Origin of the sequence: Psychrobacter sp. UBA5136 (assembly GCF_002414005.1) — a bacterium.
GTDB lineage: Bacteria > Pseudomonadota > Gammaproteobacteria > Pseudomonadales > Moraxellaceae > Psychrobacter.
Genome location: NZ_DHYG01000056.1, coordinates 14946 through 32032 on the forward strand (window position 1 = coordinate 14946; position 17087 = coordinate 32032).

Genomic DNA, 17087 nt, shown 5'->3' on the forward strand with positions numbered 1-17087 from the left:
AATAGATATTATTTATTCAGGCATTGGTGGCATACGCTCAGCTGGCGTTACGGATAAGGGTTTATTTTGAGGACTACTGTCGTTACTGCGACTAATTTTAGGGCTGTCCACTGAAGAGCGATTTTGATTTTGCTCTTCAGTCGGTTCAGGCGTCGGCGGTTTACGTTGCTGGATTGTGGTTTTGACGGGCTTTGCTGATTTGCCATCATTGGCGTCATCGTCTTCAAGCTCGGCAGCGCCTTCATCCATCATTTCTATAATAGTCTGCTTCTGTTTTTTAGATTTAGCACGGTTGTTAATAGAAACCCACTGATGGGGCGTGTCTTTTAACTGGGCTTTCATAAAATCCATCCAGACGGGCAGCGCCGCCACGCCGCCATATTCGCGCCGTCCTAAGGTTGATGGCTGATCAAAGCCCATCCATACGACCGTGGCATTGGTAGGATGAAACCCTGCAAACCACGCGTCTTTTGCCTCATTCGTCGTACCTGTTTTACCGCCAATGTCATCACGCCCCAACGCTCTGGCTTTAAAAGCAGTACCATGCTGGATAACATCGCGTAAAATATCCGCCATCTCAAAAGCCACTCTGGGCTTTAAGATACGCGGCGCTTGCTCAGCACGTACGTATTGTAAAACAGGCGCTTTTAGACGATCTGAATCTGGGCCTGCATCATAAATGTCTAAATCAAGCGCTTTACTGTCTGTGGCGGAGCTATTTTTTGCCGAGCTGTCTGCTGTAGCGCCCTCTTCTGCCAAATCATTACTACTTTCTGCTTTTAAGTTATTCTCTGATTTTTTATCTGATGCCTGATTCTCTTCTTTTATTTTTGCGTCATAATCCTCGATAAGCTTTTTATTGACATCGTCAAGCTGCTCATTGAAGCATAGCGCGCACGCTTGCTGCGGGTTAGCTTGAAACAGTAGCTGATTATTATAATTATAAATTTGATCGATAAAGTAAGGCTGGATACGGTGGCCGCCATTGGCAAAGGTAGCATACGCCGTCGCCATTTGTAGTGGGGTAGCTTGTCCTGTGCCCAATGCTAAAGATAGCGTTGTTGGCAGCTTTTCTTTATCAAGTCCAAACTCATCCAATAAATTACGCGCGTCAGAGATACCAATGGCCTGCAGCAGGCGGATCGACACTAAGTTACGTGATAAATAAAGACCGCGGCGCAAGGTAATATCACCCAAGAAGCGCTGGTCGGAGTTTTTAGGTTTCCAGTCGCCTACTTGAATGGGGCGATCCGAGACAATACTGTCTGGGCGGAAGCCTTTTTCTAGGGCAGTGGTATAAATCAGCGGCTTAATCGTTGAGCCCGGTTGCCGCCAGCCTTGCAGCGCGCGGTTAAATTTACTGTGGTTAAAGTCAAAACCGCCAACCAGAGCCTTAACAGCGCCGGTTTCAGGATTCAAAGAAACCAAACTGCCTTGCACTTTTGGTATTTGACTCAATTGCCAATTGCCATTGGCGGTCGGCATCAAGCGTACGATATCGTCTTTGCTGACAATCTGACGGGCATTACTTGGAAAGTAACCGATGCGATCGGCTGAAATGTATTTGCGCGCCCAGCTCATACCAGACCAATTGACGGTGACGCTTTCACCGGACTGCAGCGTTGCTTCGAAACTGCGCGAATTGACTTTGGTGACTTTAGCCGGAGACATGTTACTATAACGACGGAATTTTTCTAATGGTTCGCCATTTGCTTCCGCTCCGCGCCAGCCATGACGGTGCTCATAGGCCACGAGGCCAGTCAAAATTGCTGATTCTGCCGCTTTTTGCGCCTCACTATCAACGGTAAGACGCACGCGCCAACCGCCATTCATGACTTGTTCGCCGTAGCGCTCGACCAAAGCAGAACGCGTCATTTCTGCCAAATACGGCATATTCATATCAAGCTTTTCTTGGTAAAGGTGAATACCAATTGGGGCGTTAATGGCTTCGTCGCGCTGGGCTTTAGTGATATAACCAAGCTCGTGCATCCGGCCAATAATCCAGTTACGCCGCGTGAGCGCGCGGCTAGGGTTGGCGACGGGGTTGTATTTAGAAGGGGCTTTTGGCAAACCTGCGAGCATGGCCATTTCAGCTATCGTCAGATTCTCTAGCGACTTACTATAGTATTTTTTGGCAGCAGCGCGGATACCATAAGCGCCTTCACCTAAATAGATCTTATTGACATATAAGGTAAGGATATCGTTTTTACTCAGCTCGTCTTCGATTTTACGGGCCAAAAACAGCTCAGTTAATTTGCGATTTAAGGTACGCTCCGAGCTTAAAAAATAGTTTTTCGCTACCTGCATGGTGATGGTCGAGCCGCCCGTTTGGCTTTCATCGTCGGTAACCACTTCGGTTACGGCGCGACCAAGACCTTTAATACTAATACCGCTGTGCTGAAAAAACGTGGCGTCTTCTGCTGCCAAAAAAGCATGCGTTAAGCCTTCAGGGATTTCTTCAAAGGTCACGGGTAGCGATAAACGATTGCCATACTGACCAATCAGCTTGTCGTCACTACTATAAATCTGTAAGGGCATCTCTAGATTGGCAGTTTTTATCTCTTGGATACTGGGTAAGGTTGGCGATAAATACATCGCCATGCCATAAAATCCAATGGGTACAGCGAGTGCTAAGATTAGCGCTAACGCTAAACAGGCAATGAAAAGCCCCACCAAAAAGTGAATGAGACGAGCGGTAGCATTTTTTTTGGTCATAATCAGACTTATCAATTAAAATTTGCAACAGGTAAGAGATTATACCTTGAACGAAATAGGCAGGTAATAATAAATGTGTAAGTGTGCCTTAATAAGCAATCTAAGTGCTTGAATCTAACGGTTAAGTAAAGTATTGTACTGAATTATTACAAATAACTATCAGAATGTACACTTAATATAAGGTATAGGGTTTGTGAGGCTATTTACTTCTAAAAGTCGGCATTTGATTGGCGTGGATATTTGTGCCACCTCAGTAAAGTTGGTTGACATACAGCGCCAACAAGGCATATTTCATCTAAGGTCTTACGGTATTGAAACACTACCAGAGGGCGTAGTCGTCGACAAACTCATTGTAGACACAGAAGCGGTGGGTAATACTATAGCAAGCTTAGCACGCCGTTGCCAAGCTACAGGTAGTAGTGCGGCAACCGCCGTTTCAGGCTCAGCGGTGATTACCAAAATCATTGATATGGATATGGTGCTTAACGATGTTGAGCGTGAAGCGCAGATTCGTCTGGATGCCGATCAATACATCCCTTATCCCTTAGAAGATGTGAATTTGGATTTTGAGGTACTGGGCCCTTCGCTTATAAATGATGATATGGTGCAAGTGCTACTGGCGGCATCGCGCTCAGAAAACGTGGATCAAAGAGTGGATGCGCTGACCTTTGGTGGCCTGCAAACTAAAGTCATGGACATCGAATCGCACGCCATTGAGCGTGCCTTTGGCTTGATGGCAGATAACTTACCAAATATGCCAGATTTGGTGGCTTTAGTCGATATCGGTCATAATCAAACTACTTTATACATTGCTAAAAACGGTGAGTTTATCTATAGTCGTGAACAGTTATTTGGGGGCGCTCAGCTTACTGAAGCGATTCAAAATCGCTATGGGCTAACGGCTGAAGAGGCAACCATCAGCAAACGTGAACGCACTTTACCTGATGATTACTATCCTGACGTTTTAACGCCATTTATAGAAAACACCATCCAGCAGATTACGCGCTCATTGCAATTTTACTTCTCATCGAGCCAATACAGCAGCATCGACCATGTCGTACTTGCAGGCGGTAGCAGCTCTATCACAGGGCTGGCAGGTATGGCGCAGCAAAGGCTGGGCGTGCCTGTGAGTATCGCAAATCCCTTCATCAACATGACCATTGCTCCGAACATTGATAATGAGCAACTGGCGATGGATGCCCCAAGCTTAATGGCCGCTTGCGGTCTTGCGTTAAGGAGCTTCGACTAATGGCTCGTATTAACTTATTGCCCTGGCGGCAAGAAGAGCGCGAACGCCGCAATAAAGAATTTATCACTCTGGTAGTGGCAGTCACCTTGCTAGCTTTATTAGCAGCATTTGCCACGTGGAGTTATTTTAATAATGAACTTGATGAGCAATTGGATGCCAATGCGCTGATTGAACAAGAAAACGCCCGCCTAGATAAAGCCTTGATCGAGATTGATAGCTTAGAGCAGCGTCGTGAAGATATCATCTCGCGCATGCAAGTCATCCAAGATCTGCAAGGTCGACGTCCTGTTCCGGTTCGTTTATGGGACGATATTGCCAAAGCGATACCGCCCGCTCTCTACTTAACCAATTTAAAACGCGAAGGTGATGTGCTGACACTGACAGGTCTTGCTGACAATCCAAATATCGTCTCTAGCTTGATACGTAATCTTGATAGCAGTAAGTGGATGGGCAATTCAGCTGTGAGTAATATCCAGCAAAATATCAGCGCTTATGAAGCGGTGCCCCCCTTAGAAAACACGGTTACCACGGGTGAGCAGCCGAGACCTGTTTATCCTGAAGACAGTTATGTTCAGTTTGTGGTCACGACCAAAGTACAGTCAGAAACGGCTGAAGTGACTGACGCTGGTACTGCGCCTGGAGGTGAGTTATGAAACTGACCCGTAAAAAACGTCTCGTTAAAACCAAAAAAACTGCTGTAAGTACGAGAAAACAGTTTGATTTGAATGAGTTTCGCCGTAGTTTTGAATCGCTAGATAGCGAAAACTATGGCAGTTGGCCGCTTCCTGTTAAAGTCACCGTGATTGGCTTTATTGTTGCTTTTATTGCTGCGCTATCATGGGCGCTACCCATCAGCAGCAAAATTGATGAGATTAACGCCGCTGAAAGTCAGCAGCAAACCTTACTTGATAGCTACCGTGAAAAAGAATCGCGGGCGCGTCATTTAAAAGCTTATCAAGCGCAAGTGGTTCAAATGGAAACGGAGTTTAACACCTTACTCGACCAGCTACCAAAAGACACCCGTGTATCAGAGCTAGTCGAAGGTATCAATATGACGGGCGTTGGCAGTAACATCCGTTTTCAAGATATTTCAGTAGAGCCTGAGATTGAAAATGAGTTCTTTATTGAGCAGCCTATTCGTATCGCCGCTTTAGGAGAATATCATCAGTTTGGTAGCTTTATCAGTGGCCTTGCTGCCTTGCCGCGTATCATTACCATGCATGATTTTGAAGTCAGCAATCCGCAGCCAACCTTAGACGTGTTGCCGGAGCTCAACTTGGTGCTACAAACCAAAACCTATCGCTCAAAAGAAGCCGCTCCTGAAGGTGATGAAGCCGCTACGACGGATGCCGCTACTACTGACGCTGCAGGAGGCAACTAATGCGTAACCAAAAACTGCCTATGTGGCTGATTTTAAGCGCCACTGTTTTGTCAATGACAGGTTGTACTGACCGTATTGGCATGGCAGAGCAGGCGATGGCTGATATTCGCAATCAGCCCGCGCAGCCGATTGAACCGCCGCCCAAAGCTGAACTCGTAGAAGATTTTGTCTATAGCGCCAGTGCGCAGCGTAGCCCATTTTTGCCGCCAAGCTTGGTGAATGTACAAGGCCCTGTCACCTCTATCGATGGTGTGCGTCCTGACATAACCCGAGTGAAAGAACCACTTGAACAATATGAGCTCTCGCAACTCGTCTTTCGCGGTGTCGTAATCTCCCCTGAAGGTCAGCAGTATGGCTTGGTGCAGCGTCCTGATGGTTCGGTTGCAAGCGTGAGAGTTGGTAATTATCTTGGACTAAATGACGGCCGTATTGTTGAAATCACGCCGACCCAGATTAACTTGATTGAAATTGTGCCAGACAGCCGCGCTGGGTTTGTCGAAAAACCCCAGTCGCTGGTTTCCCCTATAAGCTAAGTCGGCAGATTTTTTGAGGAATACATAATGACAGTACGCAATAACAAGGTAATGATGATGAGCAACCGCGTATCTTCTACTTTTGCCATCTCTGCATTGGCAATGAGTGTGGTAGCAATAAGTAGCAGTGCTCATGCTGAGCAGCGTATCAATAACGTCTCTGTGGTACAGACGGCACCGGCCGTTACCCAAATGCGTTTAGGTTTTGCTGGCAAGCCTGTATTACCTGCTGCCTATCAGCTTGATAATCCAAGCCGTTTGGTATTAGATTTTGAACAAGTGCAAAATGGACTCGCCAGCCGCTTTAGTGAATATAACGTCGGTATGATCAATGATGTTACCACTCTAAATAGCGACAGTACCACGCGTCTGATTGTCGGTCTCAAACAAGCAGGTAACTATACTACTGCTATTGAAGGCAATGATTTGCTACTAACCATCAGCGATCCTAGTCGTCCAGTCATCACCAATGACCCTGTGCAAGACGTACTTAATGGCAATGCGGGTATGACGACCACTGCCGTGGTCACGCCCATCGTCGAGACCAGTAGCGTAGCGGTTGCGCCGATTAAAACCAAAGTAGTCAATACTCAAGCGACTAAGGCCCAAGCATCTAAAACACAGGTACCCGCCGATACCATGGTGGTACGCGTCAATCCTTTGTTAAGTCCCCAGCTTGCTGCTGCACAAGTGAGTAAGCAGTACAGTTATGATGGTTTAACGGCGCTTAATTTCACCGCTGGCAATGATGGCGGCGGCAATGTCAGCATCGCACTTGCCAACGAAGCCATTCCAGTCGACGTGCAGCGCCAAGGCAATAAACTGGTGGTTCGTTTAACGGGCAGCACTGTGCCGAGAAACTTGCTGCGCCGCTTGAATGTGAATAGTGGTTTGGTTAATAGTATTGATACCAAAAACCAAGGTCAAAATGGCGTCATCACTATTAATGTCAAAGAAGATTTTGAGTATCAAGCTTACCAGTCAGGCAATCAGCTAAACATCAATATTAGAAAGCCTGAGCTACTTCGTGAGCCAACGCTTGAAGAAAAAGTTTATACCGGCGAAGCGCTATCGATGGAGTTTCAAGACGTCGAAATCCGCAGTGTCTTAGATATTTTGGCCCAGTTTACAGAAATGAATATTGTGGCCAGTGACTCGGTTGCGGGCAATATCACTTTGCGCCTGATCAATGTGCCTTGGGATCAAGCGCTAGATATTATTCTAAAAAGTAAGAATCTTGGCAAACGTGAAAACGGCAATGTGATTTTGGTCGCGCCAGCTACTGAGCTTGCCGAGCAAGAAGCCCGAGAGCTTGCAGCCCAGCAAGCGGTTGAATCTTACGCGCCGCTACGCACTGAGTACATACGTTTAAGCTATGCCAAAGCGGCAGATGTGTTGACGCTGATTTCTCAAGGCAGTGGTTCATCGGGTGGCAGTGGCAGCAATACCGGTAATGCAAACTCTGCTGATAATAATACTTTATTGTCTAACCGTGGCACGGTAACGGTGGATGAGCGTACCAATACCTTGATTGTTAAGGACGTGGCTGAAAGCATCGAAAACATTCATAAGCTCATTAGTAAAATTGATATTCCAGTCCGTCAAGTAATGATTGAAGCGCGAATCGTTAGCGCAACCGATAGCTTTAGTAAAGAGATTGGCGTGCGTTGGGGTATCTTATCAAATGGCGCGGCCAATAACCGTAACTTGCTGGTCGGTGGTAGTAATCAGACCCTATGGGACTTAAAAGACTTTGATGTAGAAACGACGACGGTCAATGGTCAAACCGTCTCTTATCCTAAATACGATATCAGTCGTCCTGATAATTTAAACGTTGATTTAGGGGTTGCCAACCCGGCGGGTAGGATTGCTTTTGGACTGCTCAGCATGTCAGATGTAATGCTCGATTTGGAACTATCGGCACTGCAAGCCGATAATCGCGGTGAAGTGATTTCAACACCAAAGATTTTGACCGCTGACAAACAAACGGCAAAAGTATCCTCTGGTACGCAAATTCCTTATCAAGAAGCATCGGCCAGTGGCGCGACCAGCACCAGCTTTAAAGAAGCGGCATTGAGTTTGGAAGCCACGCCGAACATCACTCCAGATGGTAAAATCGGTCTGCAACTGCTCATCACCAATGGCACACCGACCATTATTAATAATCAGGTCGCGATTGCTGAAGATTCTATTTCAACCAACGTCATTGTTGAAGATGGGCAAACGGTTGTGCTGGGCGGTGTTTTTAAAAACCGTACTAATAATGGTGTCGATAAAGTACCTTTCTTAGGGGATCTTCCTTATGTCGGTCGTGCCTTCCGTAAGGACGTACGTAATAACTCTAAAGAAGAGCTGTTGATATTTGTCACGCCAAAATTAATTAATGATGGCGCCAGCCGTTTAAACTAATCCATGTTTAATCATTTCATCATAGAAAAAAGCAAGCATCAGCGCTTGCTTTTTTTATGGCTGGTTTTTGCGATCGGCTAGATTTTACGCACAATAATCAACGCCCGTTACTAGCCAGAATATCCATGACGTTGTATCATACCTAATTTAGCTGAGTGCGTATTATGGTTGAGGAATTACCGTCGGTATTTCTAGTGGGGCCGATGGGAGCGGGGAAGACCACCATTGGCAGGTTGCTTGCTAAGCAGTTGGGGCGCTCGTTTGTTGACAGTGACTGGTATATTGAGTCGCAAACCGGTGCAGACATTGCTTGGATATTTGCCAAAGAAGGCGAAGCGGGCTTTCGTGAGCGCGAGACACGCGCCATCAATGAGCTGACCCAGCAACCGCAAATTGTCTTAGCAACGGGCGGCGGCGCGGTGATGGCCGCTGAAAATCGGAAATTTCTTCACGAGCGCGGTATTGTCGTTTACCTTAATGCCCCAGTGGACGTACAAATGGCACGTACCGCCAAAGATAAGTCGCGACCATTGTTACAGCAACCAAACCCTAGGAAGATATTGCAGGATTTGTATAGCGCCCGCGATCCCTTATATCGGCAAGTGGCGCATATCATCATGCCAACCGGCCATACTTATCCTCGCCATATGGTCAGCCAGTTATTTCAGCAACTCGAAGCATTTTGCGCCGCATCTTCTATGACTTCAGCACACAAAGAAGATGAATAATAAAGAAGCAATTTTATTCTATAAATTAAAAAAGCTTAATAAACACATCCGCTAATTTTAACGCTTTCCTCATGTTTAAGGAGATTTTCATGGCAACGCCACTGTTTTATGCCAACCTAACAGTACAAACGCAAAGTCATGATTATCCTATTATCATTACTGAAAATAGCAGGACTGAAAATAGCAAGCTAAGCAGCTCTGAAAACGTTGCCAAAAAAAACAGCATGGCAAGCCAAATCGCGTCTTATATTACCGGTCGTCAGGTCCTTATCGTTACCAATGACACGGTGGCGCCTTTATATTTACAAGCTTTACAAGAGGCGCTTGCAGCAGACTTTACCGTCAATGTCTGTGTGCTGCCAGATGGTGAGCAATATAAAAATCAAACCAGTATCAATCAGATTTATGATGCGCTGATGGCGGCGCACTTTAACCGCGATGTGACCTTAATCGCGCTTGGTGGCGGTGTGGTCGGTGATATGACAGGATTTGCCGCGGCAAGTTTTATGCGCGGGGTCAATTTTATCCAAATCCCAACGTCTTTATTGTCACAAGTAGATTCAAGCGTTGGCGGTAAGACCGGTATCAATCATCCTCAAGGTAAAAACATGATTGGCGCATTTTGGCAGCCGCAAATGGTACTTGCCGATATGAGTACGCTAAAAACCTTGCCAGCACGCGAGCTATCAGCAGGCTTGGCGGAAGTCATCAAATACGCGCTGATTATGGATGTGGAGTTTCTGACTTGGCTTGAGCAAAACCTGCCAGCGATGATGGCGTTAGACTTAGCCGTACTTGGCGAGGCGGTAAAGCGCTGTTGCCAGTATAAAGCCGATATCGTCGCGCAAGATGAAAGAGAGTCTGGCGTGCGCGCTTTATTAAACTTTGGTCATACTTTTGGTCATGTGATTGAAACCCATGAAGGATATGGCAACTGGCTACATGGTGAGGCGGTCGCGGCTGGCATGGTGCAAGCCGCTGAGCTGTCGCAAAAAATTGGTTGGCTAACAAGCGCTGACGTTGAGCGTATTAAACGCGTACTCACCTTGGCAAACTTACCGATTACGCCGCCCACTATTGACGTACAGACCGCTTTAGGTTTGATGGGTCACGATAAAAAAGTCAAACACGGACAAATCCGCCTTATTTTGTTAAAATCACTAGGTAGTGCAGTATTGACCAATGATTTCGATGCCAAGCTTTTGACCGAAGTATTGTCACAACATCGCTAATAAGGCTTGATAAGCCGTCACTACTTTCATTCTTAGTTAAAGCAGTGAATAAATAGTGGTGATAGTACATTGTAATAATTGTAATAAATATTGCTTTATCCATAGCTTTTTATAAGACTTACTTTATAAGTTTTCTTTCCCAAGGACATCTTCATGGCAGCACCACGCTCGACGACTCGCACAGCTGGGCAAAAGTATCGCCGTCAAGCATTGATTTGGTTGGTAGCGACCCTACTATTGGGCGTGTTTACCGCCTTGGTCTGGATGTTTAGCCAAACGCCAGCGATGGGCGCAAAGATTGAAAATGAGCCGATATCAGCGCCGCAAACCACAACCGCAGAGCTTGAGCAGCCGCTAAAGATTGAGTCTTTGCATGAGCTTGACACCGATGTGCAGCCGATTAATTTTGATACCACGGTCAAAGATTTGCGCAGCTATCCTGATGAGTTTAAAGATAAGCGTTATCTGCTCGCTAATAAGGGCAAGTGGACCGTGCAGGTGATGAATGTCGCGGAAAATGATGTGATTGTCAGCTATTTAGAAAGCCGAGAGGATCGCAAAAAGTTCGCTTATTTCCGCTACCTTGATGAAAACGATCAAGTGCGTTATATGCTGACTTATGGGCTGATGAGCAGTCCACAAGAAGCGGTCGGCGCGGCTAAGCTTGTCGATTTTAAACTGCCGGCGAACGTGCGTGTCTTACCTGAAGAGATCAATCGCTACGTCAGTATTATCGACAATTATGAACGCCCTGACCCGGTTAAAGACTTGAGTACCAAGCGCACGCGTGCTGTAAATTTGCGTCCAACCAAACGCGAAGTACCAGTGCGTCAACACAGACAAGCGGCCGATAACGGTAATAGCCAAGCAGTAAATAATAAGGCCAATCGCGATGGTCAACAAGGCAGCAGTGATGGCAGCAATGAAAGCATCCGCCGGTCAATCGATACCTCTGACACCTTGACTGTCAACGAAGAGCGTACGGTCGACATCGACGGACAAACAACGACTACGCAAAATCCTACAAATGCGGATACGAACCGCAAACCTGAAGCAGAAGCCAAAAAACCAGCCAACGCTGGAAACTCAGCAAATAACGTTTCAAGCAATAGTAATGCACCAAAAAAACCGCCTGTGGTTGAAGCGCCTAAGCCGCCAAATGGCAATGCTAACAATGCCAATAGTGCTAACGCCACCAATAAAAATGCCAATGCTGCTGGTAAAAATGCCAACGCTAATGCCAGTGCTAATCCTAATGCTGCAAAAAATAGCGCCTCAAAAAACAACAATGACAGCATAAAAGAGTTAATTGAAGAAAAAAGCAATTAGTTTTACTGAGTGTTTTATTTAAAAAGTCTATGTCATCTTTTATGGCGTGGGCTTTTTTTTGTGTTAGCGATTTTGTTTATCATTAAAACACCTTAGAAACGTTTATACGGGTGGCTTTTAATCAGATTTATTCTGGAGAGTTGGCTATTAATGTCTTATTGATAACATAAGTTTTTACAAAAATGGGCGGCTGCAGCGACAGAAAAAACTAGATTTTTTATTAATCATTAACTAAGATAACTGAGGGCGACGTTCTGTATAGTTATCGTAAACCATTCTTTAACACCTCGGCATTGAGTAAGTAAGCCTGAAATATGAGGCGTTCTTACAACCATGTTGTCGTCTCAAGCGCTGCTACTTGCTACCCCTATTTAACGTAACGCAAGTGGCGCAGCTCCTCATTCTTACCCTGATTAGGGTTGTTAAGGCGCTTGAATATAGGGCGTCTGTTATTCACATTTGGCGGCATACTATAGTTTGATTTGCTGCTTTATCAGTCAGTTTTCACCAACTTTGCTCAGACTTTATCGACGTTGTTGACGCTTATTTAGGCTTAACCAACAACGCTTAACCAACAAGGGTTTTAAGGCTCGCATTGAGTACCTTAACTGATAAAAGATGGGCACAGTTTGACAGCAACCGATAGAGCATAACGTAAAATGCTTAAAGGTTTGGTAGGGCGGTAACCATTTATATCACCTTATCTCACCATCCAACCTTTTCGTATCTACCGTTAAACCAATAGCTTAAATGACTATAAAGTAAAGAGAGCTGTGATAAGTATTTTTATCACCCTCAAAGCGCTTGCATTATTTTCTCCGCTTGCGCTTCATTAATCCGCTTATGTGAATATACTAGCCCGTTCTGCCTGCGGAGTTTGGTTGATGCTTCATATTGGAAGTATACGCCGCCCGCTCACTTAAAAGGACAAGCTATGTCAATGATTTCCTCCTCTACGCATTTGGCGACCCCAGATGACTTCTCTGATAACTGCGGCTTTGGTTTGATTGCTCATATCGAGGGACAAGCCAGTCACGATTTGGTAAAAACCGCCATTCATAGTTTAAGTTGTATGACCCATCGCGGCGGCGTAGCTGCCGATGGTAAGACCGGTGATGGCTGTGGTTTATTGCTGGCGACGCCGACGTCATTTTTTAAACATATCGCGGCTGAGCAAGGCTTTACGACGACTGCCAACTTCGCTGTTGGCATGGTGTTTGTTAATTTAGATGAAGCAAAAGCGCAGTATAGTCAGCAGGTGCTTAATGAAGAGATTAGTGCCCAAGGCTTAGAAGTGGCGGGCTGGCGTGATGTGCCGCTTGATTTAAGTATTGTTGGTGAGATTGGTCGTCAGACATTACCCGGTTTTCAGCAAGTATTTGTCAATGCGTCAGACGACCTAGCGGCTGATGACTTTAACCGCAAATTGTTTGTTGCGCGTAAAAAAGCCGAGCAGCGTCTGCTCGATGACGAGCTGTTTTATGTTTGCTCATTAAACTGCCAGACGATTATTTATAAAGGTTTGGTCATGCCATCAGACCTGCCAGCGTTCTTTTTAGACTTACAAGATACGCGTTTGGCCTCGCATATTGTGGTCTTCCATCAGCGCTTTTCGACCAATACTTTGCCGCGTTGGCCACTGGCGCAGCCGTTTCGTTATTTGGCGCACAATGGCGAGCTTAATACCATCACCGGCAACCGTAGCTGGTCTGAGGCGCGCACGCCAAAATTAAAATCTAATAAGCTGCCCAATTTAGATGAATTGACGCCACTGGTGAATAGCACAGGCTCGGATTCATCAAGCTTGGATAATATGCTTGAAGTGCTGATGTCGGGCGGTATGAGTTTGTTTCATGCGATGTCGATTTTGGTGCCACCGGCTTGGCAAAATGTCGATAGCATGGATATGGACTTGCGCGCGTTTTATGAGTTCTACTCGCAGCATATGGAAGCGTGGGATGGCCCAGCAGGTTTAGTGATTCAAGATGGCCGCTACGCCGTTTGTATGCTTGATCGCAATGGTCTGCGTCCGTCGCGTTGGGTAACGACTAAGAACGGCTATATCACGGTGGCGTCAGAAGTCGGCGTTTGGGATTTTGCGCCAAAAGATGTGCTTGCTAAAGGTCGGGTTGGCCCAGGACAAATGCTGGTTATCGATACCATGACCGGTCAAATCATGGATACCAAAGCCATTGCAACGTTACTTAAAAAAGCGCACCCGTATCGTAAGTGGCTGCGTGAAGAGGCGACTCGTATCCGCGATGATGAGCGCTTAGAAGAAATACTTGCAGCACAAGCTTGCCGCGGTGAGCCGCTCAAAGCGCTGCAAAAAATGTATCACATCACCAATGAAGAGCGCACCGAAATCATCCGCCCTAATGCGGAAAATGCGCAAGAGCCGGTCGGTTCGATGGGTGATGATACGCCAATGGCCGTGCTATCGCAGCAAATCCGTCACGTCGGTGATTTCTTTCGGCAGCAATTTGCACAGGTGACCAACCCACCAATTGATCCGCTGCGTGAATCCATTGTGATGTCGCTACAGACGTGCCTCGGCGCGGAAACCAATGTGTTTGCGCCATCAGCAAAGGATGCGCACCGAATTATCTTATCGTCGCCAGTACTATCAGCAAGTAAAATGCAGCAGCTTGAAACTTTAGAAGATCCCGCGTTTCAAATGACGCGTATCGACTTAAACTACGATGCCAATCTTGAATTATCAGCCGCCATTACAGCCATTTGTGAGCAAGTAGCAAACAGCATTCGTGCGGGCCATACCTTGATTGTCTTGTCTGATAAAAACATTACCGCTGATAAAGTGCCAGCCAACGCCATTATGGTCACTGGCGCGGTGCATCATTACTTAATTGCACAAGGGATTCGTACCGATGCCAATTTAATCATCGAGACAGGTCTGGCGCGCGATTCGCATCAAGTGGCGGTATTGATTGGCTTTGGCGCAACCTGCGTGTATCCGTATCTGGCTTATGATGTCATTGATGATTTGGTGGCGACGGGTGAGCTGCTTGGCGATCCAATTCAAGCGCGGGTCAATTTCCGTAAAGGCTTGGATAAAGGGCTGCTAAAAATCTTATCAAAAATGGGTATCTCTACCATTGTCTCTTACCGCGGCGCGCAATTATTTGAAGCGGTGGGGCTTTCTGAAGAAGTAGTAAACCTGTGCTTTAAAGGTGTGCAAAGTCGTATTAAAGGCGCCACTTTTGCTGATTTGGCTGCCGACCAAGCGCAATTGGCGGCCAATGCCTTTAAACGCCGCGCGCCGCTTGACCAAGGTGGTTTGCTCAAATTTGTCTTTAATAAAGAATATCATGCCTTTAATCCTGATGTGATTAATAGCCTGCATACCGCCGTACGGACAGGCAATTATGACAATTATCGTAATTATGCCGACTTGGTTAATAGTCGCCCCGTAGCAACCTTGCGAGATTTGCTGCAACTAAAGACTGATAACTCAATTGACGTGAATGAGGTCGAAGATATCTCAGCAATCCTGTCGCGCTTTGACTCGGCTGGCATGTCATTGGGGGCTTTATCGCCCGAAGCCCATGAAGCGATTGCTATGGCGATGAATACCATCGGAGGGCGCTCAAACTCTGGTGAGGGCGGCGAAGATCCTGTGCGTTATGGCACGCTGCGAAATTCAAAAATTAAGCAAATTGCCTCAGGTCGCTTTGGGGTCACACCGGCGTATCTGCGTTCGGCAGAAGTGCTGCAAATTAAAGTTGCTCAAGGGGCGAAACCGGGCGAAGGCGGTCAGCTGCCGGGCGGTAAGGTTAACGCCCTCATCGCGCGCCTGCGTTATTCGGTACCGGGGGTGACGCTCATATCACCGCCGCCGCATCATGATATTTATTCGATTGAAGATTTGGCGCAGCTGATTTTTGATTTAAAACAAGTCAATCCTGATGCCCTAGTATCGGTGAAACTGGTCTCGCGTCCGGGTGTTGGCACCATTGCAACGGGTGTGGCAAAAGCCTACGCCGACCTAATTACCATCTCAGGCTATGATGGTGGCACGGCAGCGTCGCCGCTATCGTCGATTCACCATGCTGGCTCGCCATGGGAGCTGGGGCTTGCTGAAACCCATCAATCGCTTCGCGTCAACGGCTTGCGTGATAAAGTTCGTATCCAAACCGATGGCGGTCTAAAAACCGGTCTTGATGTGGTGAAAGCCGCAATTCTTGGGGCAGAAAGCTTTGGTTTTGGCACCACGCCGATGATTGCCGTTGGCTGTAAATACCTGCGCATTTGCCATCTTAATAACTGTCCGACCGGCGTTGCCACGCAAAAAGCCCAGCTGCGCGATGAGCATTTCATTGGCGAAGCAGAGATGCTGATTAACTTCTTTAAATTTGTCGCAACCGAAACGCGAGAATGGCTTGCTGCCCTTGGCGTGCGCAGTATGGAAGAGCTGGTCGGGCGTACTGATTTGCTTGACATATTGGAGGGTAATACCGATAAGCAGCGGCATTTGGATTTAACGCCGTTATTATTTAGCCATCCAGCCAGCATTGGCAAAGCGCAAACTTGTCAGGTGGCGCGTAATGAGCCATTTGATAAAGGCTTGCTTGCTGAGCAAATGATTAACGATATGCTGCTGAGTATCCGTCAAGGTACGGGCGGCGATTATAGCTATCGCATTGGCAACTGTGATCGCTCTATCGGCGCGCGTATTTCGGGTGAGATTGCGCAGGTATGGGGCAATCTTGGCATGAGTGATATGCCCATTAAACTGCACCTAAACGGTACCGCAGGTCAAAGCCTTGGCGTTTGGAACGCGGGCGGTTTGCATATTGAGCTAGAGGGCGATGCCAATGACTATGTCGGTAAAGGCATGGCGGGCGGTGAGATTGTCATTTATCCGCCAAAAGACTCAAGTTTCACCACGCATGAAACCGCCATTATCGGCAACACTTGTTTGTACGGCGCTACCGGTGGCAAGTTGTATGCGGCGGGCACCGCAGGCGAGCGCTTCGGGGTGCGTAATTCTGGCGCGCATGCGGTTATTGAAGGCACGGGCGATCATTGCTGCGAGTATATGACCGGCGGCATTATTACCGTTCTTGGGCGTACGGGGCTAAATTTCGGCGCAGGCATGACCGGCGGCTTTGCTTATGTCCTCGATATGGATGGCGACTTTTTTGATCGCTGTAATCATGAGCTGATTGACCTAAACCGTATCTCAAGCGAGCAAATGGAAGGTCATCGTATTTATTTGCAACAAGTGATTGAAACCCATGTCGATAAGACCGGCAGTACGTGGGGGCAGACCATCTTAGCGGACTTTGAGCATTACGCGCGTAAGTTCTATTTGGTAAAACCCAAAGCGGCAAACGTTGCGAGCTTGCTTAAAACCACGACGGCTGATCCACAATAAGCGAGACAGTAAGAGGTTTACAAGCAATTTAGTTCATAGGTTTTCAGCAGGTAATGACAACTTATATCGGTAAATTTGCCTTATTGAGGCTGCAGATATTGGCTGTCGTTAGC

Annotated in this window: 10 protein-coding genes; 9 read left to right on the forward strand and 1 reads right to left on the reverse strand. The window is 46.8% G+C overall.

Annotation, left to right across the window (positions count from 1 at the left end; genetic code table 11):
- Positions 1-12: 12 nt before the first annotated feature.
- Positions 13-2715, reverse strand: a complete 2703-nt coding sequence (locus B4240_RS08985) for a penicillin-binding protein 1A (protein ID WP_296238493.1) — start codon at positions 2713-2715, stop codon at positions 13-15.
- 193 nt (positions 2716-2908) lie between these two features.
- Between B4240_RS08985 and B4240_RS08990 the strand changes: the two genes are divergently transcribed.
- The 9 genes from B4240_RS08990 to gltB all read left to right on the forward strand — a co-directional run bounded on the left by B4240_RS08990 (position 2909) and on the right by gltB (position 16974).
- Positions 2909-3964: a pilus assembly protein PilM gene (locus tag B4240_RS08990; RefSeq protein ID WP_296238494.1), complete on the forward strand. Its 1056-nt coding sequence runs from the start codon at positions 2909-2911 to the stop codon at positions 3962-3964.
- Positions 3964-4617, forward strand: a complete 654-nt coding sequence (locus tag B4240_RS08995) for a PilN domain-containing protein (RefSeq protein WP_296238496.1) — start codon at positions 3964-3966, stop codon at positions 4615-4617. Before B4240_RS08990 ends, B4240_RS08995 begins: the two co-directional genes overlap by 1 nt.
- A complete protein-coding gene (locus B4240_RS09000; RefSeq protein WP_296238498.1) occupies positions 4614-5345 on the forward strand; it encodes a type 4a pilus biogenesis protein PilO in 732 nt (243 codons plus the stop codon). The genes B4240_RS08995 and B4240_RS09000 overlap by 4 nt, the downstream gene beginning before the upstream one ends.
- Positions 5345-5878, forward strand: coding sequence for a pilus assembly protein PilP (locus B4240_RS09005; protein WP_296238500.1), 534 nt, complete (start codon positions 5345-5347; stop codon positions 5876-5878). Before B4240_RS09000 ends, B4240_RS09005 begins: the two co-directional genes overlap by 1 nt.
- Before the next feature lie 27 nt (positions 5879-5905).
- Entirely contained in the window at positions 5906-8287 is a 2382-nt protein-coding gene (gene pilQ, locus B4240_RS09010) for a type IV pilus secretin PilQ (protein WP_296238502.1), read from the forward strand.
- A 164-nt stretch (positions 8288-8451) separates the two neighbouring features.
- Positions 8452-9015 carry a shikimate kinase AroK gene (gene aroK, locus B4240_RS09015; protein ID WP_296238504.1) on the forward strand — a complete coding sequence of 188 codons (564 nt, stop codon included), beginning with the start codon at positions 8452-8454 and terminating at the stop codon, positions 9013-9015.
- A gap of 89 nt (positions 9016-9104) precedes the next feature.
- A complete protein-coding gene (aroB, locus tag B4240_RS09020) occupies positions 9105-10247 on the forward strand; it encodes a 3-dehydroquinate synthase (RefSeq protein WP_296238506.1) in 1143 nt (380 codons plus the stop codon).
- A gap of 153 nt (positions 10248-10400) precedes the next feature.
- Positions 10401-11576 carry a hypothetical protein gene (locus B4240_RS09025; protein WP_296238508.1) on the forward strand — a complete coding sequence of 392 codons (1176 nt, stop codon included), beginning with the start codon at positions 10401-10403 and terminating at the stop codon, positions 11574-11576.
- Positions 11577-12510: 934 nt separating this feature from the next.
- Positions 12511-16974, forward strand: coding sequence for a glutamate synthase large subunit (gene gltB, locus B4240_RS09030; RefSeq protein WP_296238510.1), 4464 nt, complete (start codon positions 12511-12513; stop codon positions 16972-16974).
- Positions 16975-17087 lie beyond the last annotated feature (113 nt).